This is a genomic window from Paenibacillus sp. JNUCC-31 (assembly GCF_014844075.1).
GTDB lineage: Bacteria > Bacillota > Bacilli > Paenibacillales > Paenibacillaceae > Paenibacillus.
The window spans coordinates 1629251-1651463 of sequence record NZ_CP062165.1; the positions used below are offsets into that span (position 1 = coordinate 1629251).

21 protein-coding genes are annotated in these 22213 nt (G+C 45.1%); 4 read left to right on the forward strand and 17 right to left on the reverse strand.

The genetic code is table 11. From position 1 onward, the window contains the following. Positions 1 to 19: 19 nt before the first annotated feature. A complete protein-coding gene (locus JNUCC31_RS06880) occupies positions 20 to 1180 on the reverse strand; it encodes a serine hydrolase domain-containing protein (RefSeq protein ID WP_228469558.1) in 1161 nt (386 codons plus the stop codon). Positions 1181 to 1361: 181 nt separating this feature from the next. On the opposite strand from JNUCC31_RS06880, the gene JNUCC31_RS06885 reads away from it, so the two are divergent. Continuing rightward, a complete protein-coding gene (locus JNUCC31_RS06885; protein WP_192269930.1) occupies positions 1362 to 1802 on the forward strand; it encodes an Lrp/AsnC family transcriptional regulator in 441 nt (146 codons plus the stop codon). Positions 1803 to 1818: 16 nt separating this feature from the next. On the opposite strand, the gene JNUCC31_RS06890 is transcribed toward JNUCC31_RS06885, so the two are convergent. The 12 genes from JNUCC31_RS06890 to JNUCC31_RS06945 form a co-directional block, all read right to left on the reverse strand. Then, on the reverse strand, positions 1819 to 2934 hold the full coding sequence (locus JNUCC31_RS06890; protein WP_192272833.1) for an MFS transporter: 1116 nt from the start codon (positions 2932 to 2934) through the stop codon (positions 1819 to 1821). Between the two features lie 458 nt (positions 2935 to 3392). Beyond that, positions 3393 to 4295 (reverse strand): carbohydrate ABC transporter permease, encoded by a 903-nt coding sequence (locus JNUCC31_RS06895; RefSeq protein WP_062324824.1) that lies wholly within the window; start codon positions 4293 to 4295, stop codon positions 3393 to 3395. 13 nt (positions 4296 to 4308) lie between these two features. Continuing rightward, entirely contained in the window at positions 4309 to 5274 is a 966-nt protein-coding gene (locus tag JNUCC31_RS06900) for an ABC transporter permease (RefSeq protein WP_192269933.1), read from the reverse strand. A gap of 112 nt (positions 5275 to 5386) precedes the next feature. Beyond that, positions 5387 to 7048 carry an ABC transporter substrate-binding protein gene (locus JNUCC31_RS06905; RefSeq protein WP_192269936.1) on the reverse strand — a complete coding sequence of 554 codons (1662 nt, stop codon included), beginning with the start codon at positions 7046 to 7048 and terminating at the stop codon, positions 5387 to 5389. Positions 7049 to 7195: 147 nt separating this feature from the next. Beyond that, a complete protein-coding gene (locus JNUCC31_RS06910) occupies positions 7196 to 8746 on the reverse strand; it encodes a response regulator transcription factor (protein WP_192269939.1) in 1551 nt (516 codons plus the stop codon). A gap of 11 nt (positions 8747 to 8757) precedes the next feature. After that, positions 8758 to 10542, reverse strand: a complete 1785-nt coding sequence (locus JNUCC31_RS06915; protein ID WP_228469559.1) for a sensor histidine kinase — start codon at positions 10540 to 10542, stop codon at positions 8758 to 8760. 10 nt (positions 10543 to 10552) lie between these two features. After that, the gene (locus JNUCC31_RS06920; RefSeq protein WP_228469560.1) at positions 10553 to 11659 is read right to left on the reverse strand and encodes a response regulator transcription factor; all 1107 of its coding nucleotides are present in this window, start codon (positions 11657 to 11659) and stop codon (positions 10553 to 10555) included. 229 nt (positions 11660 to 11888) lie between these two features. Next, positions 11889 to 12893 carry an endo-1,4-beta-xylanase gene (locus tag JNUCC31_RS06925; protein ID WP_192269944.1) on the reverse strand — a complete coding sequence of 335 codons (1005 nt, stop codon included), beginning with the start codon at positions 12891 to 12893 and terminating at the stop codon, positions 11889 to 11891. 240 nt (positions 12894 to 13133) lie between these two features. Further along, entirely contained in the window at positions 13134 to 13481 is a 348-nt protein-coding gene (locus JNUCC31_RS06930; protein WP_192269948.1) for a hypothetical protein, read from the reverse strand. A gap of 56 nt (positions 13482 to 13537) precedes the next feature. Next, entirely contained in the window at positions 13538 to 14401 is an 864-nt protein-coding gene (locus JNUCC31_RS06935; RefSeq protein WP_192269951.1) for an aminoglycoside phosphotransferase family protein, read from the reverse strand. A gap of 58 nt (positions 14402 to 14459) precedes the next feature. Beyond that, positions 14460 to 14942: a DinB family protein gene (locus tag JNUCC31_RS06940; RefSeq protein WP_192269954.1), complete on the reverse strand. Its 483-nt coding sequence runs from the start codon at positions 14940 to 14942 to the stop codon at positions 14460 to 14462. Positions 14943 to 14985: 43 nt separating this feature from the next. Next, complete coding sequence (locus JNUCC31_RS06945) at positions 14986 to 15213, reverse strand: hypothetical protein (RefSeq protein WP_192269957.1); 228 nt, start codon at positions 15211 to 15213, stop codon at positions 14986 to 14988. A 607-nt stretch (positions 15214 to 15820) separates the two neighbouring features. On the opposite strand from JNUCC31_RS06945, the gene JNUCC31_RS06950 reads away from it, so the two are divergent. The 3 genes from JNUCC31_RS06950 to JNUCC31_RS06960 all read left to right on the forward strand — a co-directional run bounded on the left by JNUCC31_RS06950 (position 15821) and on the right by JNUCC31_RS06960 (position 18142). Continuing rightward, on the forward strand, positions 15821 to 16990 hold the full coding sequence (locus tag JNUCC31_RS06950) for a serine hydrolase domain-containing protein (RefSeq protein ID WP_192269960.1): 1170 nt from the start codon (positions 15821 to 15823) through the stop codon (positions 16988 to 16990). A 260-nt stretch (positions 16991 to 17250) separates the two neighbouring features. Next, positions 17251 to 17595, forward strand: coding sequence for a PadR family transcriptional regulator (locus JNUCC31_RS06955; protein WP_192269963.1), 345 nt, complete (start codon positions 17251 to 17253; stop codon positions 17593 to 17595). Next, the gene (locus JNUCC31_RS06960) at positions 17588 to 18142 is read left to right on the forward strand and encodes a DUF1700 domain-containing protein (protein WP_192269966.1); all 555 of its coding nucleotides are present in this window, start codon (positions 17588 to 17590) and stop codon (positions 18140 to 18142) included. Before JNUCC31_RS06955 ends, JNUCC31_RS06960 begins: the two co-directional genes overlap by 8 nt. Before the next feature lie 717 nt (positions 18143 to 18859). On the opposite strand, the gene JNUCC31_RS06965 is transcribed toward JNUCC31_RS06960, so the two are convergent. From JNUCC31_RS06965 to JNUCC31_RS06980, 4 genes are all read right to left on the reverse strand, one after another. Further along, the gene (locus JNUCC31_RS06965) at positions 18860 to 19387 is read right to left on the reverse strand and encodes a cysteine hydrolase family protein (RefSeq protein ID WP_192269969.1); all 528 of its coding nucleotides are present in this window, start codon (positions 19385 to 19387) and stop codon (positions 18860 to 18862) included. Positions 19388 to 19433: 46 nt separating this feature from the next. After that, on the reverse strand, positions 19434 to 19856 hold the full coding sequence (locus tag JNUCC31_RS06970) for a hypothetical protein (protein WP_192269972.1): 423 nt from the start codon (positions 19854 to 19856) through the stop codon (positions 19434 to 19436). A 40-nt stretch (positions 19857 to 19896) separates the two neighbouring features. Next, positions 19897 to 20442, reverse strand: a complete 546-nt coding sequence (locus tag JNUCC31_RS06975; protein ID WP_192269974.1) for a GrpB family protein — start codon at positions 20440 to 20442, stop codon at positions 19897 to 19899. 277 nt (positions 20443 to 20719) lie between these two features. Beyond that, positions 20720 to 22210: a glycoside hydrolase family 43 protein gene (locus tag JNUCC31_RS06980; protein ID WP_192269976.1), complete on the reverse strand. Its 1491-nt coding sequence runs from the start codon at positions 22208 to 22210 to the stop codon at positions 20720 to 20722. Positions 22211 to 22213 lie beyond the last annotated feature (3 nt).

A 22213-nucleotide genomic window follows, 5' to 3' on the forward strand; every position in this document is an offset into this window, starting at 1 on the left:
TATTAATCCATAATGCAAGTTATCTCTTTCGCCCAATCCCCTCATAGACAGCCTCGCACAGTTCAGTCGTAAACCTGCCTGACATGCCCTCAAGAGCTGTATTCGTGAACGCAACAACGCTCAGCTCTTCTGCTGGATCAACAAACCACGAGTGACCATAGGTTCCTCCCATACGCCACGTTCCAGCAGACTCCGAGGTGCCCGCCTTTACCGGATCTTTCAGCAAGGTGAATCCCAGACCAAATCCCCTGCCCGGCCAATAAGGCATGACAAGATCGCCAATCTGATTGGTCGTCATCTCGCTAACCAGCGCCTCTGGAAGAAGGGAGCCCCCACCTTGACGCAGTGTTTCAAGTAAAAGAAGAAAGTCTCCTGCACTTCCCACCATCCCCGCGCCACCTGAGAGATAGGCCGATGGATCAAGGTATCTTTCGGGTGCGAGTTGGAAGCCTGCCGTTCCGTCAATAAAAGGAACATGCTCCTCTGCACCCAAGCGACGAGGATGCCCAGAACTGTTGGAACTGTCCGCATAGGCAGCAGTCATTCTCTCCGGATCCACAACAACAAAATCCGTGTCCTTCATGCCCAGTGGATGAGTCACGAGCCGTTGTACTGCCTCTCGCAGTGTCATCCCGGTCACTTTCTCAATGACTGCACCAAGCACATCTGTTGCAATCGAATATCTCCACATCTTCCCGGGCTCATACAGCAGTGGAGCAGAAGCAATCCTGAGCAAATTTTCTTCCAGCGTAATGCCAGCAATATCCATCCCATCCGATACTCCGGCAAGTTCGTACGTTCCCCCGTTTTCCTGAAAAAAGCGGTACGTTAAACCCGCCGTATGTGTCATCAGATGATGAACCTTCATGGAGGCCATTTCCCCATTTGGCTGTTTGGGACGGAATTCAGGAAGCCATTTCACAACCAGGTCATCCAACTTCAATTTACCCTGGGATATCAATACCATGGCGGCGGTGGATACAATTGGCTTGGTTACAGAAGCATACCTGAACAGTGCGTTTTCTTGCATCCGTCTGTCCTGCTCCCGATCGGCGAATCCAGCAGCGCTTTTATAAACGAGCTCCCCTTTCCAGGCAATCTGCACAACGGAACCCACGATTCTTTTTTCTGCCAACGTACGGTTAATTACTTCTTCTACAGATGCAAGATTAAACTTCATATCTCTGTCTCCCATTTCGCTCTTCCTCTCCATGTGTACCTTGATTATTTAAAGTAAGTGTGCTTATTATATAAATGATCTCATCTGCATTACATAAGACAACAAAGTTATCCATATTGATCCGCCATAAATATAAAGGTATTTACAAAGTATTTCCTATAATTTAAAAGGGGGCCATCTCATGGACCAAATCGATACCAATATCCTCTTTCATTTGCAAAACCAAGCGAGGCTATCCATGACCGAGTTGGGCAAGCTGGTAGGTTTATCTCAACCCGCCGTAACGGAACGTGTGAAGCGATTGGAAGAAAGCGGTGTAATCGAGGAGTACCGCACCATCATTTCTCCACAGAAAATAGGGAAGTCGAGCACATCCTATCTTCTTTTTCGCACACGGGATTGTCATGCCTTTCTTGATTTCTGCTGCTCGTCACCGGAAGTGGTCGAATGTCATCGTGTGAGCGGAGAGCATAACTACCTGTTAAAGATCATGACGGATTCCATTGCTGATCTCGAAGCATTTGGGGACCGATGTGATCAATACGGTACCTACACCACCCTCATCGCGATATCTTCACCTATTGCAACCAAAAATCTCATCGAAGGAACGAATGTAGTGTAAATGATTCATTTCGTTTTTATCCTGTCTTGGGAAAACCATGTTTTCTGGCGGACCAGGTGACAATCAAAGCCATAACGATCAACAGGATCAGAGAAATCGGCAGGAAACGTGCCCCCATCTGTTCCAGAAGGATGGCTCCGACGATCCCCCCTCCCCCGATTCCCAGATTCCATGCTGTCACCAGCATGGATTGGGCGATATCGGCACTCTTGCCCCCGGCTTGCGCAATTGCAGTCTGCAACAACGTTGCTGCTCCTCCAAATGTAAGTCCCCAGGCGCCTACTCCCATAATGATCATCATCGGTTGATGGATAAAGACCCCCATGGCCAGCGAAGCTAGCGCAAATATCACTAGACTGATCAGAATTAACAGCCTCATGTAGCGATCAATCAATAACCCAATAATCCATATACCGATCACCGAAGTCACTCCAAAGATCAGCAGAACCAGATCAACCCGTCTGGACAGCACGGTCTCGCCGAGATAAGGTGATATATACGTGTACAGAATGTTATGGGCGAGTACCCAGGCCAGAACAACAAACAATATGGGACGTACCCCGGGAATAACAAAAATCCGATAAAGCGCAAGCTGATGACGAGCAGGCTCCCCCTTATAATCAGGTACTTTCCATAGCACCCAAAATACAAGCGCAACCGTCAATAATGAGATTGTTCCAAAAATAAGGCGCCATCCTGCGAAATTGCCCAAAAAGGTACCCAACGGAACGCCCAGTGCAAGCGCCAAAGGTGTGCCCACCATGGCCACTGCCATCGCTTTTCCCTTTAACGAGCTTGAAACCATCCGGCGTGCGTAACCCGCAGTCATACCCCACAATACACCAGCAGATACACCCGCCATAAAACGGGCAGCAAGGGTCACTCCGTACACCGAAGATACAGCCGTAATGGTGTTAAATACCAGAAAACCAAGGATGCAGAGTAATAACAGCGGCCTGCGTCTCCATCCACGTGTAGCCGTTGTTAAGGGGATCGCTGCCAGAAGAGATCCCACCGCATATAATGTGACGAGTTGTCCCGCCATACCTTCCCCGATCTCCAGATCCTGTGCTATTTGCGGCAGCAGTCCCGCCGGCAGGCTTTCGGTAAGAATGCATATAAATCCAGCCATAGCCAAAGCAAGCAAACCTGACCATGGAAGACGTTCTCTTGCCACTTTGTTCGCGTTCACGAAGCCTCTCCTTTATCCTTTATTTTTTTAGGTCCAATAGCCTTTGGCCTACAAGAATAAGCTTATAAAATCGGGTCCATATTGGGCATACTTAATTAACGGAAAACCGATCGTTTTAGGAGGATAATCCGGTTTATTTCGGTGTTTCACTTCGGATTTCAATGTAAACGCTAATAAGCGGCATCCACGGATGCCGCCTTCATGTTTACTATCCTTATATGACCGCATTCGAACTCGGCTTCACAAAGGGGCATCAAGGGGAAAGCGACCTCCAAGGTGAAGGCTTGCCTGTTTTCGTTTAATTTTTTTCATTTTAATGTACAACAAAAAATCGGCCACCTTGTGACCGATTTTCTTCTTATCTGATTTATACTCCACACTCTGCACTTCCTTGTGGATTACTCCTTCACACTACCCAGTTGCAAACCGTGGACGAAGTATTTTTGCAGAAACGGATAGACAATCAGTATTGGCAGAGCCGCCACAATCGTAATAGCTGCCCGAATGGACACTGGCGTAACCATGTTACGCGCCGCCCCAATATCTGCACCGTTGGCGACTGCCGCGCTGCTGTTGGAATTCATGGACGAAGACAACAGCTTCATCAATTCGTATTGCAACGTGCTCAAATTTTGCTTGGAGGAAGCGTACAAGAACGTATCAAACCATGAATTCCACTGCCCCACAGCGACGAACAGCGCCACGGTTGCCAGCACAGGCTGACACAGCGGCAGAATGATGGATATGAACGTTCTGAAATCGCCTGCCCCGTCAATTTTGGCCGATTCAATCAGACCCTCGGGGAGCGTCTGGATATACGTACGGATAACAATCATGTTAAACGCACTAATCAGGCCAGGAATAATGTAGACGAGGAAGTTGTTAAGCAAATGCAGATCCTTCATCAAGAAATAGGTCGGAATCAGACCTGCACTGAAATACATCGTGAGCACAACGACAATCGTAATCGGCTTACGAAGGATATAGTCCTTACGGCTTAGCGTATAGGCCAGCATCGAAGTCAGGAACAGGCTAAGGATTGTACCCAGCACCGTTCTCGCCACAGAGATTCCAAAGGCCTGGAAAATGGTTCCTCCGGCAAATACGGCTCTGTAGTTCTGGTCCGTCCATTCCCGCGGCCATAGATAGATGCCTCCTCGAATGGTGTCATTGCCCGCATTAAAAGATATGGCAAGAGTATTCAGAAACGGATACAGGGTCACGACCGCAATAAAGATCATCAGTGCGCCGTTTAATGTATGGAAGACAATCGGCTCAAGCCGAGACTTGTTCATTCCCATCGATGTGTCCTCCTCATATTAATCGGTCCTCACCGAAACGTTTGGAAATCGAGTTGGCTGCAAATATTAGCGTAATACTAACGACCGTTTTGAAAATACCTGCAGCAGTAGCAAGAGAATAGTTACCAATCTGCAATCCGTATTTCAAGACAAAGATGTCAATGGTCTGAGACCAGTCAACGACAACCCCGTTACCCAGCAGGTACTGAACTTCAAATCCTGCCTCCAGAATCCATCCCATGTTCATGATCAACAGGATAATGACAATGGACTTGATTCCAGGCAGTGTCACATACAGCATTTTCTTATACCTGTTGGCTCCATCAATCTCAGCTGCTTCATAGAGCGAGGGGTCGATAGAAGTAATGGCGGCCAGATAAATAATGGCATTCCAGCCTACCTCTTTCCACACATGCGATGCACCAACAATTCCCCAGAAGTATTCCGGGACACTAAGCCACATGATGGGTTCCTGAATCAGTCCCAGCTTCATCAAGACCACGTTGACAATCCCGCCGTCTACGGATAACGAACTAGCCACTATCCCCGTTACGATGATCCATGACAAGAAGTGGGGTAAATACGAAATCGTTTGAACCGTCCGTTTATAGAACTTGTTTTTGATCTCATTAAGGAGAATCGCAAAAACAATAGCCGTTACAAATCCAAGCACCATGTTAATGACACTCATGGCAATCGTGTTGCGAAGCACGTTCAGAAACGCGTCGTCCGTAAGCAGAAACTTGAAGTGCTTAAGTCCGACCCATTCCTGCTGCGCGAAACTCTTCGCCGGACTGTAATTCTGAAAGGCCATAACCCAGCCCCAGATTGGATAATACGAAAATACCAAAATGTACGCAACAATGGGCAGAGACATGAACATCAATTGCTTCTGACTGCGTAAACGCTTTAATAAAGGCGTCTTGGCAACGATGGTTGGAGCGGATTGATCTTGTATGGCTCCTGGCGTGTTTGCCATCCTTCACTCCTCCTATTAACATACAGCGGCCGTTTGCATGGAAGCCTCGGAAGGCTACGAATGGCATTCATTCCATTCGTGCCTCCCAGGGGAATATCCACTGCCACTTTTTTTATTTTTCTACAGTCCAGTTCTGAATCCGCCATTGCAGTTGCTCGTTAATCCGTTCTTCATAAGCCTTCACGTTAATTTTCTTGTAAGCGTCCACATATTCGTTCCAGATCGAATCGAACTCATTCGCTTTTGACATGATTGCTCTAGGCAAGAACTTCAGGGAAGTATCTGTCATTTGTTTGTTCGCTACCGAAGCATCCGAACCTTCCTTCAGGTCCACCTGCCATGCTGGATAGTACACTGGATTCTCTGGAGCAGGAGAGAAGAAGTCACTCCATGTTTTGTATCCATAAGCATCCAGCAATTCTTTATCCTCCGGCTTCAAGCTGTCATAGAATTCTTCAGGCTGATTCGTTGCTCCGATCGCATTGCCATCTTCGAAAGTTCCTTCCATTTTCGGTGCTGCACCGTAGAAGCCTTCTGCCTTGTTAGCCAGCTTCCATGCCGGATCTTCCTGCTGTGTACGCTGCTCTGGTGTACGATAAAATCTTCCTTCATCATTTACCATGTAATCCACGCCTTCTTCACCCCAGGACAGAAGCTTCTGATACTTCTCATCCATAAGCTTATCCAGGAACTTGATGATTGCTACCGGGTCTTCGGCATCTTTACTGATACCAAAGCCGTTATTCAGGTTGATGACCGGTCGGTCAAGGTAGTGATCTTTGATACTTGTATCATAAACAAGCGGGAATCCTACATAGGTTTGACTGATTTTACCTTGGGCTACGAGCGGGTCCTCACCTTGCTGGAAATTCCAGTGCTGGTCGAACATGCCGACGACGCGCCCCGAGGAGATTTTAGCCAGATACTGATCATAGTTTTGAACAAAAGCTTCCTTATCCAGCAAACCTTCATTATAGAGATTATTCAGTTCCTTATAGTACTGTTTGGAGATATCCTTATCGGCAAATACGGTTGCTACGCCTTTGTCATCTACCACGACGCCGCCATCATTCGGATGACCTGTCAGATGCTCCGGTGGATTAAGCAATGGGAACGTTCTCCAGTCGGAAGCAAGTGTAGTGAATCCAATGGTTGGTTGACCATCTTCCGTGGTTGGATGCTTCGCGGCATAATCACGAATCAGCTTCATATAGTCATCCAGAGTCTTAGGTGTTGGATAGCCTGCTTCTTTCAGAACTGACTTCTGAATCCAGAACGCAGGACCAGAGTAATAGTTGCTGATAAACTCTCCAGTGTATACGCCGTAGTTCGGCAACCAGTAGATATGTCCATCACTGGAATCTTTCATCCGTTCCCAGTCTTTTGCAAAATGCTTCTTCAGGTTAGGTGCATGCTGCTCGATCAGATCTTCCAGCGGAATAACCGCTCCGGCCGAGACAAGCTTCGTATCGGCTGTGATCAGATCCGGAAAATCTCCACCAGCGATCATAACACCCAGCTTCTGTTGCAGGTCTCCTACCAGGAACTCCATGTTCAACTTGACACCCAGTTCCTCCTCAATCTTTTTGTAAATCCGGTTGTCTTGAGTAGGTGCCTGATTCGGTGTACCAATAAAAGCTGAGATGTTTAATACTTCTTTGCCGTCGGGTGTAGTCGTTTTGGCGCTGTCTCCGCTACATCCGGCCAATGCTAAACTAAAGGCCAGAACGAGTGAAACGGAACCCCAAAGTTTCTTTTTCTTCAATCCCCCCATGTATTGCCCCTCCTTGGAAGTGGTTTGCCTTACTGCTCTTATTATGAAGAAATGTATGCGGTTACAAAATAAACAGATTTAAGCTCCTCCCCCCCTTTTTTTCAGAATATGGAAACGTAAAAATCGAACAACGAAGTCATTGTTCCTTTACCTGACAGACTGTTGTCGGTATTCTGCCGGTTTCATGCCCAACCTCTTCTCAAATTGTTTCAGGAAATACTGATAACTTCTGTAACCCACTTCTTCTGCAATGGCGCAGGAAGTCTGCTCTGTCTCCCGGAGGAGCTGCTTCGCTTCTTCCATTCGCAGATCGTGTACAACATCCAATACACCCTTGCCATATTTGCGCGTGAAAGACTGCCCCAGATGCACTGGATTGATATAAAATTGCTCGGCAAGCTCCCTGATCGTAAACGTCTCTTTATAATGACTGCGCAGATATTCGGCCACCATCGCCTGGGTTCCTCCAACCTGCTTTTGCCGAAGTGTCATCACTTCCGATTGACATGTCAGACAGAATTCCTCCAGCATACTGGCCGATTCTTCAATATTTCGATGATGCCGTCGACTCATCTGAAGTGCGGATTCCTGAATCAGAGTATTGGGCTCGCCCCCTAGCTCCTTGCAAAGAGCGAGACCCCGAAACAGAATTTGGGTCGAAAAAATATGGATTAGTTCCGGTGCAGCCATGTCCTGCTTGAACCTGTCGAACGCTCTCCGAACAGATACCAAGAGCTCTTCAGTCGAACCATTCTCCAACTGCTCCATAATATCGTCGGCCTCAATCAGTGTTCCAGGATCAAACAGCAATGGCTGCTCCCGTATATCTTCAGCGAACATGACACTACTCTCACTAAAAAACAGGAAACGACCAGCCTCTAAAGAGGAACTGTAGGATACGGGCAATTCCTCCAGTTCATGGACGGGCAGACCTACAGCCATCTTCACCTCAGCAGAGCCCTCATTCTGCACACTCGCCAGAGCCCTCTCAGCGAAAGCTCGAAGTGAACTTGTCACCCCGGTTGCTTTGGAATGAGCCTCACCCCATACGATGCCACAGGTCATCTGTCCACTATCGATCAGATAACAGCAGCTTTCTTTCTCTGCTATTTGCTGCAGGACAGAACGGGCATGACTTGTAACTTCCCCTTCAAACATGACCTGCGCATATGTCCACTGATTCGCTCTTTCTGACATCTCGGATATGAGCCATGTTTCCTCCTGACCATCAGCCAGTTCCGCCCCCGTAACCAGCTCCGTTAAAACCCGCCTGATTCGCTGTTCTTTCGCCTGTTCACGAATCCGTTCGAGCGTTTCCCGTTCCTGTAGTTCTTGTCTTAATCGCTCCAGCATGTCATCAGCTTCCGGTCCAACAACCGGTTTGGTCAAATAATTGGATACGCCCAAACGGATCGCCTGTCTGGCATAATTAAAGTCGCTGTACCCACTTGTAATGACAAATAACGTGGAATCATGTCCCCGACGACGTGCTTCTTCAATCAATTCCAGCCCACTCATGGCTGGCATCCGAATGTCCGTAACGACCAGATCAGGTTGCGCTGTGCAAATGGCATCCATGGCTTCTTCACCATTGGCACATATGCCTCCGATCTCGAACCCGTGCTTTTCCCAATCAATCAATAATTGGAGCCCTTCGATGGCAAATGGCTCATCGTCAACCAGCAATACTTTGTACATGTCTGCACCTCCTATTCTTTCAATGCAAGTCTGGCGTAAGGAATATGGTACCCTGCATCTGTGCCAGTCCCGGCTTCACTATTAATCGTAAAGTTCACATCCCCTGCATAAAAAAGCTCCAATCGCCGATAAACATTACGTAGTCCCACATGCCCTCCATCCAATGGTCGGTCGGAACGCATGTCTCTTAGCAGCTGACTCAGCTTGCCTTCATCCATGCCAATGCCATTGTCAATCACACGAACATCCAACCCAGACTCGCTTAGTTTGGCAGTCACTTTAATCAGTCGCCCGGCTTTACGGGCCTGCAATCCATGCTTGCATGCATTTTCGACCAGAGGCTGAATGCTCATCCGCGGTATACGCAAAGTCGTTGCTTCTGGATCAATATCGAAGGTATAGTCAAACAGCTCTCCGAAGCGAAATTTCTCAATTTGCAAATAAAGGGTAGTAAACTGGAGCTCTTCCTGAAGGGGAATCAGATTATCTGAACGACTGAGCAGCTGTCTCATCAGCAAGGACAGGCTTTTAATAATCTCGATGACTTCCGTATATCCATTCTTCGTACTTACGACGAGCAGGGCATTGAGTGTATTAAATAAAAAGTGCGGATTCATCTGACTTTGAAGCATGGACAATTCAGTTCTTACCCGATCCAGTTCCAGATCCTTTTGCCGGATTTCTAATTTGTACACGTCGTTGATCAACGAATGAATCATGCCAATCATCATGTTGAATGTACGAATCAGCCCTCCAATCTCATCCCTTCCCTCATGAATGTCTATGAGATCAAACCGTTCGTTGCGCACCTTATCCATATGTCTTGCCAGTTTTCGAACCCGATAATGATAGGACCGCAAAATGATGTAAATAAGCACGGAAGGCACAACGATACTGATAGCGAGCAGACCCAAAATGGAATTAAGAGCTTCCTCCAACAGCTGATCCAAATGTCTTGTATCTGCAATTCCAATCAGTTTCCAGCCTTTTAGATAGGCCAGATTGCCGAGTGATTTCTCCATCATGTATTCAGACTTTGCGTTACTTCCAGTCGTTGGCATATCGACCCATGCCCCCAAGTTCCCTTCGGTTACGTCACCGCTGGAGACTACGGTACGATTCGTGCCGTCGACCAGACGAAGCTGGAGACTATCCGTCTCACGATTCAGAATGCTGTACACTCGACTGACTTCGAGATCGACCTTGGAATATTTCGCGTAGTTGTCATACGAATCGTAGGTATCCATTTTGCCAATGACACTGATTCGTGTGCCCGGATTAAATCCGGAAGTTTCGTTATAATCGACAACCATAATGCCGCCGCTGGTTTTCTCCAACTGTTTTAGACCGGGAAGAGAATCTGCCCCCTTATCCATTACGATGTAATGACTGCCAGTCTGAATCGTCTGGTTATCCGTATAGATTCGTACTTCCAATATGTTGGCAGACATATAACGAGTTAATTTGTCGCGCAAAAATCCATGGTACTCATTGTAATAATCCACAGGAGAACGGTAGGTCCGATCCAATGCTTCATACAACGAATCATCTGCTGCAATCATTCGGCTGAGCGCAACACTTTCATCGATCATGCCCATCAGTTCGCCCGCTGCCCGCTCCATGGACTTGCGTAAATTTTCCTGCTCCCGAACCTTAATGTCGGCAGAGGTACGTTGATAAAAAAAGAGATTAATCGTAATGACCGGAAGAAGGATGCTCAGCACATAAATCAGCAAAAATTTGGATCGCAGAGGAATGTCATTTACTTTATGGAACATCCAGATTTTTTTACGCACATGATCACCCTTAAATTTTGTTTTTGTACACGGATGGAAGTTCGCCTGTAAACGCTTTAAATTTATGGGTGAAATACTCGGCATCATGATACCCCAGTTCGCATGCAATGTCCGAAATTTTCATATTGGTCCGTCGCAGCAGCCTGCGTGCCTCTTCGATACGTATCCGGTGCACATATTCACTGAAACTAACCCCTGTTTCCCGCTTGAATTGTTGGCCCAGATAGGCCGAGTTCACGTGAATATACTGTGCTACTTCCTGCAATGTGACTTTATTCCGATAATGCCGCTTCAAGTAATCAATGGCCTCGGAAACCAAGCCTCTTGAACCGGAGTCTGAAGATGGAGACAAAACCTGGGCTATACGAATGAAGAGTTGCTTCAACGTACCTGTTGACCATCCATCGATTTCATGCCACCCTTTCTCGCGAAGCAGTACCATCCCCTCATCATTTCCACTATACTTTCCGAGCAGTTCACCGTGAATGTACCGCACTACATTTGGAACCCATCCGACGTCAGACTTACTCTTCTTATACAACATGTCATCCACTGCTGCGGCGATTTCGGTTATATCACCTGCTTCAATCCAGGCCAGGATTTGATTGGAAAGGGTCGTCATTTGCTCAAGATCGTACTCTTCTATCTTCCCTAGATCCGCAGAACCAAAGGGAGTGTCTTTCGGCGCAACCAGGCCATCAACCTGTTTTTTCTCTTCTTTGCGTTTGTCCAGCGGTCCGATCAGTTCCAATAACACCTGATGTATTTCCTCGGTAACCAGGGGTTTCAACACGTACTCATCCACCCGGTAGCGTATTGCCTCTTGGGCGTAAGCAAATTCCGAATATCCGCTGACAATAATGACTTTGGCGGTATGTCCAAGCTCTTCCCGCATGGTGCGAATCAGTCCCAATCCATCCAGAACAGGCATTTGGATATCGGTTACCACAAGATCCGGTTCCACAGTACCAATCAGGGCGAGCGCTTCTTCACCATCCGTTGCCGTTCCGCAAAGTTCATAACCGCAGGCTTGCCAGTCAATCATCGTCCTCCAGCCTTCCAGCATAAACGGTTCATCGTCTGCCACAATAACCTTGTACATAGATTCACCCGCCATTCCCCTGTTTTTGTCTCAGTATGGCATCAAGCAGCAAAACCGACAATAAATTTATATTTTTTTAGTGATGTGAATGACTCCGATCGATTCGACATGTCCCCCGCAAAATCCCGGCCCCTAGAGAGCATATAAGACTCTCCAGCTTCACATCATGAACGATTCCAAAAAGCCCTACTTGCAACCGCCTCTAATGGGTAGCTGCAAGTAAGGCGTATGATTTCCGATGGAGCTACAGATGCTGCCCCTTAATGATTCTCCAGAACGATTCCTTCGGCTGTAAGTGCTGATCAAACACAAACGGCCAGTTTTTACGTCCACGCACCGGGAAATTGTCCAGCCAGGTATAATTGTCTGCCGCACCCCAGAACGTCACGGACGTAATCGAGGATTCATATTCACGGAATAGTTGGAAAATCTCTTCGTACCGACGCTCTTGCAGTTCTGCCATCTCCGCAGTTGGGGCTGTCAGATCCGTTCGACGGTCTTCAAACTGGAATACGGACAAATCCAGCTCCGTAATATGCAGCTGCACATCCAATGAAGCATAACGTTCAATGGCGAGCCGGATTTCTTCGACCGAGGGACCATGGATATTCCAATGACCCTGCATGCCTATGCCGTGCACGGGTGCCCCCTTCTCCCGTAATGACCGGACCAGATTGTATATCTTCTCACGTTTGATCGGATCGGTCTCGTTGTAATCATTATAGAAAAGCAGAGCCCCGGAATCTGCCTCATGAGCCATTTTGAACGCCTGAAGCAGGTAATCTTCACCCAATAGCTGAAGCCATGGAGTATCACGCATTACAAGATCCGACTTGTCTTCAATCGCTTCGTTTACAACATCCCAGGCATAAATATGTCCTTTATAACGACCCACTACGGTGTCGATGTGCTGTTTCAGCCTGGACAAAAGCAGCTCTCTGGAAGCTGGAGCACCTGAAGCATTTCGGAATACCCATGCCGGCGTCTGATTATGCCAGACCAGTGTATGTCCGCGAACAGCCAATCCTTTTCCTACTGCAAAATCAACGATTTCATCCGCAGCCTCGAAGGTATAACGTCCCTCTTCCGGTTGAAGCTCCTCGAACTTCATCTGGTTCTCTGCCGTAATGCTGTTATAATGTTTGGCGATAAACGCCCCTTCAGAATGCAGAGTTTTCGTATTTACGGCTGCGCCTATTTTGAATTGACTATCAAAAGCAGTATGTAGAGACGGAATTTCTATTGGCATATTGCTTCCCCCTCACAGGTTTTTCCTTATGATATCGTTTTATGAATGCGCTTACTATGAACAAATTAAACCTTTTACCCCCTGATATTTTACTATTTCCATCCAGTTCCGTCCAAAGCAATACAAAAACACCTCCGCATTCCCTCTCTGATGACAACAGCGCAACATACCACGGGAGGTGTCTTGTATTGACCATGTACTGACCATGAAAAAGTTGATGATAATGATATCGTGGAAGGATTACAGTTTGTCCACCTGCAATAAGGTCACTGGCTTCACCGTACAAGCTGGACTAATCTGCTCCTCCGTCAGTATGTTCAGCTTGATCAGGCTTTTCAGCTTATGACTGTCCACCTTGGACAACAGCCGCCAGATGTCAGGATCGGGAAGGGAAGCGTACAGCTTCTGGTCATCATATTCCTTCCGGTGCTGAAGCACCGTTTTCACGGCATATCCGCCAACTTGCGTCTCATAGACACCCTGCTGCTCACAATACCCGACAATCTCATCCCGTAACACAGATAGACGCTGTTCAATTTCTTTTTGCTGCTGCTTTAATTCAAAATAGGTTTGCACCTTCTGTTCCATACCTATCACGCTCCTCTATACCATAGGTATGCAGTGAAGGATAGTTTAGGACAATACTACAGCAGTTCATCATGTAAATATGAATTATGGCCAATAATCTTTTTAATCCGCTGCATCACACCTGGACCCATAGGAACATTAGCCACTCGCTTTAATAGAATCCAGCGCAAACAAGCCATCGCTTCAAAAATCTCCGCATCATCCGGTGTGTATTCCGTTAGACTCTTGAATAGAGCACTGTACACCTTTCCGTTTCGTTCCCCTGCATATATCGTCATCAAAAAAATGGACCAGGCCATATCGTACCTCGGGTCACCAAGCTGCCCATTCGTCCAATCGATAATGGTGTACTGGTCATCTGCCTCCAGAATATTTCCCAGGTTATAATCACCGTGGATCAAATAATCCTGCCTAAACTCCGTCCGTTGAAGAAGGCTCGTCAGGATCTGATGCATATCCTCATGCAGTTCAATGGAGGGAAAGAAATATCCAACGAAGTCATATTGTGATATAAAATTTGCTTCCGCGTTATTCGTATCATGTAGATCATAACCATGGACTTGAATTAACATTTGAGCCAATTGCTCCAGCTTGGCTTTGTTTAGCTTTGAGATAGGCTCCCCGTCAAAACTTGTTAACAGAACCTGATTCTGGTCCGCGTCCATGCCCCAGCCGTAAGGTTGGGAGACATGCATTCCCCTCTGGTACAGTTCAGATAAAAGCTCATACTGGTTCCGAATATCGGGTTTGGAGTCCTTGTTCCATATTTTTAACACATAAGAGTGACTAGCGCATTCTATCTTCACAACGTCTGCTTCCAGCCCCGGTGACAGGGGGAGCATCTTATATGGGTTTTCTAGCAGGGAGCGAATATCTTCATTCAAATCAACCCAACGGATATTTTCCAGAGTTACACTCATTTTGCCCGACCCTTCTTTGTGAATTTAGAATTTGAATCTTACTGTATCCTCTTCACTACTAGTTGTCAGGCGTAATAAGACCTTTACCAATGAAGTTGGCAGACACAGGCTTCTTGTCCAGTTCTCTGGACCATACCGATAATTGCCCCATATGGTGAATCTCATGAGCAATCACGTGACGCATCACTTCTCCCCACGATTCCTTGACTGTGGTACGATCCAATTCAGGATCGATGTAGGGTCTCTTTTCCATGCCAGGGTCCCAGGATAGAACAAACGCCTCCACATCGGGTCGCAGCTTGCGCTCGAATTGTCGCACAGCTTCCAGTGTCTTATAGTTTTCAAAATTCTCCATACCATCCGGTTTGCCCTGCAATACTTGGAGCCAGCTCCACTCCACATCAATGATATGAAAAAACGTTTGCAATATATTGCCTACCCCGCCTGTTCGTGGCCGAAGCAGCTCTTCCAGCGGTACGTCCTCACACCACTGAAACCATTGCTCACGCACGATCCAGTTATAACGAAAGAAAGATTCCATTTAGTCATTCTCCTTTACTATTTATGCGTTTTAAGTGTTTTGATCAGTAAGTACGAATGGTCTGAATTCGGTAGTTTTCCAACCTTCCCCCAGGAGGCAGATTTCCTTTCTCAAAGCACGTTCTCACATAATTCGGCTCATGATCTCGTCCGTCCCATTCCTGCACATAGCTACTCGTATCAACAATGGATTGAATATCAAAAATCTCAGATTCTTTCAAATCGGACATGCAGAGTCGGTCTGAATTCCATGCTGCTGGGATCTGTTTCATATCATCACTCCACTCTATTCGTGCCTTCTATCATAACCCATGATATGGTAAAAACAAAAGAGCCCGATCGTTGCAGCTCCTTACTCTTTTTCTGTGACTTACCCCATAAAGAGATCAGTTATTTACCCATAAGTGTAGCGTATAGAACGGGGCGCGGCGGTCATTCACAGACCAATCGCACCCCGTTTTTACTATGGATGTGTCACGCAGCAGAACGATGATTTTGAGAGAGAAGGTATAAAACCCTGCTCCTCTTAAATATACGCCCCTATTGCGTAACATCCCGCTGTTTCTGCTTGCACTCGACGGTCGTTGATACTGAATTTAGTTCAAAATATCTCTCGTTGAACACAAAATTTTCAGCATACTATTGTTAGTTGAGGTACTGTGTTGTACGATGTATATGCAGGAAGTAAGTACGAAAGGCGGAAGATATATTACGAATATATGAAAAACAAACCAGTTAACAAAGTATTTTAAGGAAATGAATTAACTTCTGGGATGCGAAAAAAGAGGAATTACCACTTGTTAGGACAGAATGGCGTTGGTAAAACAATTATGATGATGATTACAAACTTACAATATTACTAGAGAAGAGGAATGCCTTATGAAAATACGTTATCAAATTACATTTGCAAGTCTGGCCTTTTTAATAACCGGAAGTTTCCTGGTATGCACATCGCCAACCTCAATTGTTAAAGCAGAGCCTACTCAAAATGTATCTAGTTCGTTACACACAAATACTCAACAAGCTCATAATTCCGTCAAGCAAGCAATGCGGGATACATTACAACTTGGATTCCCAGGGATACTCGCTAAAACTTCTGAGGGTGGAAAAACGTGGGGTTACGCCGCTGGGGTAGGGAATCTGAGCACCAATAAACCAATGGAAACCAATTTTCGATTTCGCATTGGCAGCGTGACGAAGACGTTCACCGCAACGGTTGTACTTCAATTAGCTGGAGAGAATCGCTTGAATCTGGACGACTCCATCGAAAAATGGTTGCCTGTTGTCATTCAAGGAAATGGATATAACGGTAAACAGATTACCATCAGGCAGATATTGAACCATACAAGTGGTATCGCTGAATACTCAAGGTTTAAAGACGCTGATTTTATGGATACAAAAAAATTGTATACGGCTGATGAATTAGTGAAGATGGGGATCTCTCTGCCCCCAGACTTTGTCCCAGGAAAGGGTTGGTCTTATTCAAACACGGGATACGTATTACTGGGTATTCTTATTGAAAGAGTAACCGGAAACAGCTATGCGGAAGAGATTGAAAATCGGATTATTGAACCGCTTGAATTGTCGGATACATTCCTACCTGGCAATTCAAGCGTTATTCCAGGCACCAAGCATGCTCGGGGATATTCCCAACCAAACGAGGCAAGTGAGATAAAAGACGTCACTTATTATAATCCAAGCGCAGGTAGCTCGGCTGGAGATATGATTTCTACTGCTGACGACTTAAATAAGTTCTTCTCTTCCTTGCTCGGTGGCAAATTACTGAAGGAACCGCAACTAAAACAAATGCTTACTACAGTTCCTGTAGGGAGAGCAGGAATCGATGGATATGGTCTTGGAATCTCTGAATTTAAGCTTCCAAACGGTGTCTCGGTATGGGGGCACATAGGTGGCATTCTAGGGTATTCTACTTTTGCAGGAGGCACACTTGGAGGCAAGCATACGTTGGTTGTCAGTTTGAACAGTTTGGGTAGAGATAACAGTCCTAATCCTTTTAAAAATATTCTACTTGCTGAATTTAGCAAGTAGGAGAAACGGAAAATATGGATTGTCATAGTTTTTAGGCTTAATCGATGTTCTCGCTTTGCTGCAGCCAGCGTTTGAATCCCAAGCGAGCTACTTTGATTATACGTATGTCCTTTTTTGATCGGAGTTTTAGCTCAGGTAATCCCCCCTATTGCGTAATATTGCCCGCTGTTTCCGCTTGCGTACGGCTGTTGTTGGTAGTGAATTTACTATTGATAAATGTAGTACTGTGTTGTACGATGTATATGCAGGAGGCACAATATATGAATGTAGAAGATTGGAAATCACAAATTAAGCGAGGAACACTCGATTTTTGTATTCTATTGCTAATAAAGCAACGACCATATTACGGGTATGAAATCATAGGTGTATTAGAGCAATATCCTATTGTTGCTGCAAAAGAAAACACCATTTATCCACTGCTTAGAAGATTACTGAAAGAAGAATATATTTCTTCATCTTGGCAAGAAAGTACAGAAGGCTTGCCACCAAGAAAATATTATACCCTTACAGAAAAAGGAGACGAATACTTAAAAGCGATGTCCTTAGAATGGGATAATTTATTAAAGGTTATATCAGAAATTAAAGGAGAGTTAGATTATGGATAAAATTATGAATGATTATCTTGAAAAAATTGAAAAGTATTTGAAATCTATGCCCGATTCCGAGCGTATTGACATTGTAAAAGAAATCAAAAGTTTAATACTTGAATTGCAAAATAATGGAGTAGCTTCTGAGCAAATCATCGGACGGTTAGGAAACCCAAAAGAATTAGCGAAAGCATACTTAGGTGAAGCCATTTCAAAGAACAGTAAATTTAGTTGGCGTAAATTCGGCGCAATATTTGCATTTTGTAGCAGCTTTGCAGGCGTCAGCGGTATGTTACTTTTGCCATTCATCAGTACGCTTTCCATTGCTTTCATGATTGGTGGAATTATTACGCCGATAGGCGGAATTGTTAAATTTGTCGGATATCTTATGGGATATGATATTGCCGGAATAACAATCGAAATGGGAGCATTTATACCAACCCCAATGCAGTTCTTGCCAATTACTATTGTGATTGGTGTGTTGATGTATTGGCTCGGGAAAGTGTTATGGAAACTTACAATTAAATATATACACGCAATTAGTCCGAAAAAGAAAACAGTGTAATAATATCAAGAACTTTACTTGGATGGAACCTCAAAGAGCAAAAGAATACATAAATGTACCAAGTGAGTTAAAGGGATTAATAATTAGTGAATCATCAGCACCATATGTACTCAGAGGAACTATTCATTACAATTCTTAATACAGTTTGTAAAACTACTATGAAAATTCATAGCGCCGAAGTACGGAAAAACTGAATGAACGATTGATGGAATCTGGAAAGTCAGCGGAATGTGCCAATCAAAATTGCCAGATCGATCGACGATTTCATCGGTTGTGATGTTCGTGCATTGTATGAACTAATTCCGAACGATAATGAAGTACAGGAATTCTAACGGAGAACGTTAGTTCAACAAGGGGCAGTCTATTTTAGGGCTGCTCCTTGTTCGTTTGTCGGGCAGATAAGTAAGCTTAATAAATTTGTCCGTTAGGGAACCAAAGATCAGCGTGGTGTTGACGTATTAGAAGCATAAGTTTGCCATTTGGCAAACTTATGGGTTAAGTCGCATTCTCTGTCGTCATTCTCTCGTCATTCTCTTCTTTACATCGAGTAAAACATGAATTCCAGCGTATATTAACAGGACATTAAACAGATAAAGAAGAGCATTCACATGTACAGTGAAAAGGAACCAGATCGTATCCTCAGGTTTCTTATCGTGATAATCAGTAAAGAACCGCAATGGAAAACCATACTCTGTTCGTAAAAGCCCTCCGTATATATCATCCATTCATTACATTTTCGGTATCCACCACATTCGCAAACATGCTCAGAACCAAATTGTGATGTTCTATAATCTGATCGGCTTGAAGAATGTTGGAATTCCATGTGCTGTGAGCATCACGAACCAAGGTTACTGCATAGCCAAGGCTGCTTGCTCTGCGACAAGTTGTATCTACGCATATTTCCGTCTGCATGCCTGTCAGAATAAGATCCTTCACTTCGTTTTCTTGCAATTTCAGATTCAGATCTGTTTCGTGAAACGAATCCGGGGTCTGCTTTTCAATAATAAGGTCACCCGTGATTGGCGCAATGGACGGATGAATCGCCCAACCTGCCGTTCCACGCTCAAGGGGACTGCCTGCTCCTTCACTGTGCTGAATGTAGATAACGGAGTGACCTTTTTGCCGAGCCTTGGCAATGACATGTTGTATTCTCTGAAGCAATAAGTCCCCTTGAAATACGGGATCTGATTCATCGAACATGGCTACCTGAACATCGATTACAAGTAGTGCACAGTGGGTTGGCATCTTAAATTCCTCCTGAAAAATGATATTACTCCAGCACTTCATATAACTACGTCTTCCGTTTTCGTACCCTTAACAAACCTTCCAATCCCATATCGACCAGTACAAACAGTATAGCAGCCATGACGCCAAATAAAGTCAAAATTAACGTCTCTTTGAAATCCAAAATTGCTGCTCCAGCACCCATGAGCAAATAATAGATATACATTCCTAGTACTCCTGCACATGCGTAGCCAAGTATCCTCGTAATTAGATACAAGACATGATTGTCGAATTTGATTCGGCTCAACACATAATCCAACAACAGGGATAACGGTAAACCGATCAATACAATCAGGGGAGTCGCATATACAAGATAAGCAATAATATAAAAATCAAAGCTGTAGGATTCATTCATGGATATGATACTTGCAATTAAAGTAAAACTAATGATGGTTAGAACGGTCGTCAGCAGCTTTCTTCCTAGGTTCATCTCACCACTCCCTAAGGTTATCCACATTCATTAAATGTTCTTAAGCGTCAGATTTTTCCGGTAGCCATCCGATTTCTTGGGACCATAAATGAGCTTTTTCTAATATGCTCCACACCATCGGTCCTTTGCCTTCCACGTATTTTGGCCGTTGGTCCTTGTATAATGCCATAAGTCTGTGCTTCTCTTCCGCATATTTCAATCGATCCTCTGGATGTTCCCTCAAATAATCTCTAAAAAGCAAATTCATCTGCTCAGAGAAACTCCCTGCTTGTCTTACGTGTACGTGTGTTCTTCTGCTTCCGGGTACTTCGCGAAAATATCGCTTGGTTCTATCCGGATTATCTTCTCTGAATATGAAGCCGACCGCTTCGATTTCCTGCTTGTAGTTAAGCAAATTTTCGTAATTGGATACGGAAATTTGGATATCTATGATCGGCTTGGCATCCATTCCGACGATGGAAGTTGATCCGACATGATCGATCCTCACGGCCTTTTCTCCCATTGCTTCTCTTAATTGCATCCCTATTTCGAAAAACATATGCCTCCATGCGGGATCATACGCTGCAATTCTCCATTGATCTTCCATGAAGTCCTCCCTTCCAAACTCAGCAAATATAGTTTCTATCATTTCTCTGCACTCTCTGTATAGATCAAGTGAGATGATTCCTCTCCTGAAAGAAAACCTAATTTGGTATCCTTAGTGGTTTACCCGAATTTGATGTACTATGTATTCGATTCTCAGCATACAACTCATTCTTTGTCACGGCTATATAATATATAAACAAGTGCTACTACATTTTTGTTTGAGAAATCACGAGAATTCACAAAAAAGAGAAGGAACAAAAGTCCCTCCCCTTACCTTTTTAAAGATAATCACACTTAAATTTAGAAAACTCAGCCACAGAACCTTCGCCTATAGCGTATAGACCAATGAGAACCCCGGTAAATCCCCCGGCAACTTCCGAGGAAAGATATCTCGTCTGTGCTGTACCTAAGAGGATGTCCTTGCCATCTGCCTGAATGAAGAAGCTATAGCGCTCATGACTTGACCGTATAACCAATGTGGCATGATGCTCATTTCCCCGTTCCACTTCATTTTCGACGGATTTGATATCCCCAATATTCAGACGCTCAATCACCTTATACCCGCTCTGCTCTTTCCGAATGGCCAGGTCATAATGATGCTGTTCATCCATGTAGATGGTGATGCCTGCCTCGCCATTCGTAAGACTTACATCAACAGAGATGGTCGCGTCAAAGTCTTTTTGACGTAGGCCAATGAATGTCGGGGATGCCGGAACATCCAGTGTCACTTCGGTTCCTTTTAACTTTATTTTGCCTTGCTCTAACAAGTAATTTTCTGTATGGGGATGACGAAGATAACACCAGTCCAGATTCCAATCCGTGTTCTCAAACGTATAGCTTTTTTTCTCTTGTTGAATAACTGTGTCGGAAATACGATCGGTTTCAAAACTCATAAGCGTGGTACCTTTATGCCCTGCCGTAAACCAGCCTTCCTCATCGAAGGTAACCGGCGTAAGGAATACTTCTCGGCCAAGATGATGATAGGTAAGCCATTGTCCTATCTGACGGAATCCCAAATGGAAGATCCACCAATTCCCTTCCTGATCCTGAACCAGGTCGCCATGACCAACCCCCTGCAGTTCATAACCACCCAAGTTACGATTGGTCAGAACAGGATTCTTGGCATAGGGTTCGAAAGGACCTGAAGGTGAATCTCCCCGGGCGTACGTGACCATATGACCGTATTCGGTTCCACCTTCTGATGCCATGAGGTAATAGTAACCATTCATTTTATACAAATGCGGGCTTTCCAGATAACGGCCGCCTGAACCTTGCCATATTGAACGGCTCGGGGTCTTTTTGTCACCCGTTTCAATGTCAATCTCACACTGAATGATTCCGCCAATGCCTTCATCGTCGGTCCCATTGCTCATAAAGAAGGCCTTACCGTCCTCAAAATACAAATCCGGGTCGATTCCTCCTTGATTCACAATAATCGGTTCTGACCACTCTCCGTGTATATCGTCAGTCCATATATAGAAATTCTGACGGGTAGTATCGTTGGTCGTGGTCATATAGAATCGCCCGTTATTGTATCGTATCGTAGGGGCAAAGACGCCACCTGAGCTACTCACCGTCTCCAGTTGAATCTGGCTTTTTCGGGTTAAACAATGACCGATTTGGGTCCAATTCAATAAATCTTTGCTTTCAAAAAGCGGGACACCCGGAAAATACTGAAATGAACTGCACACCAGATAATAAGTGTCCTCCACCTTGCAAATGCTTGGATCTGGATAGAACCCTTTAATGACCGGATTATTGAATTTCATTTG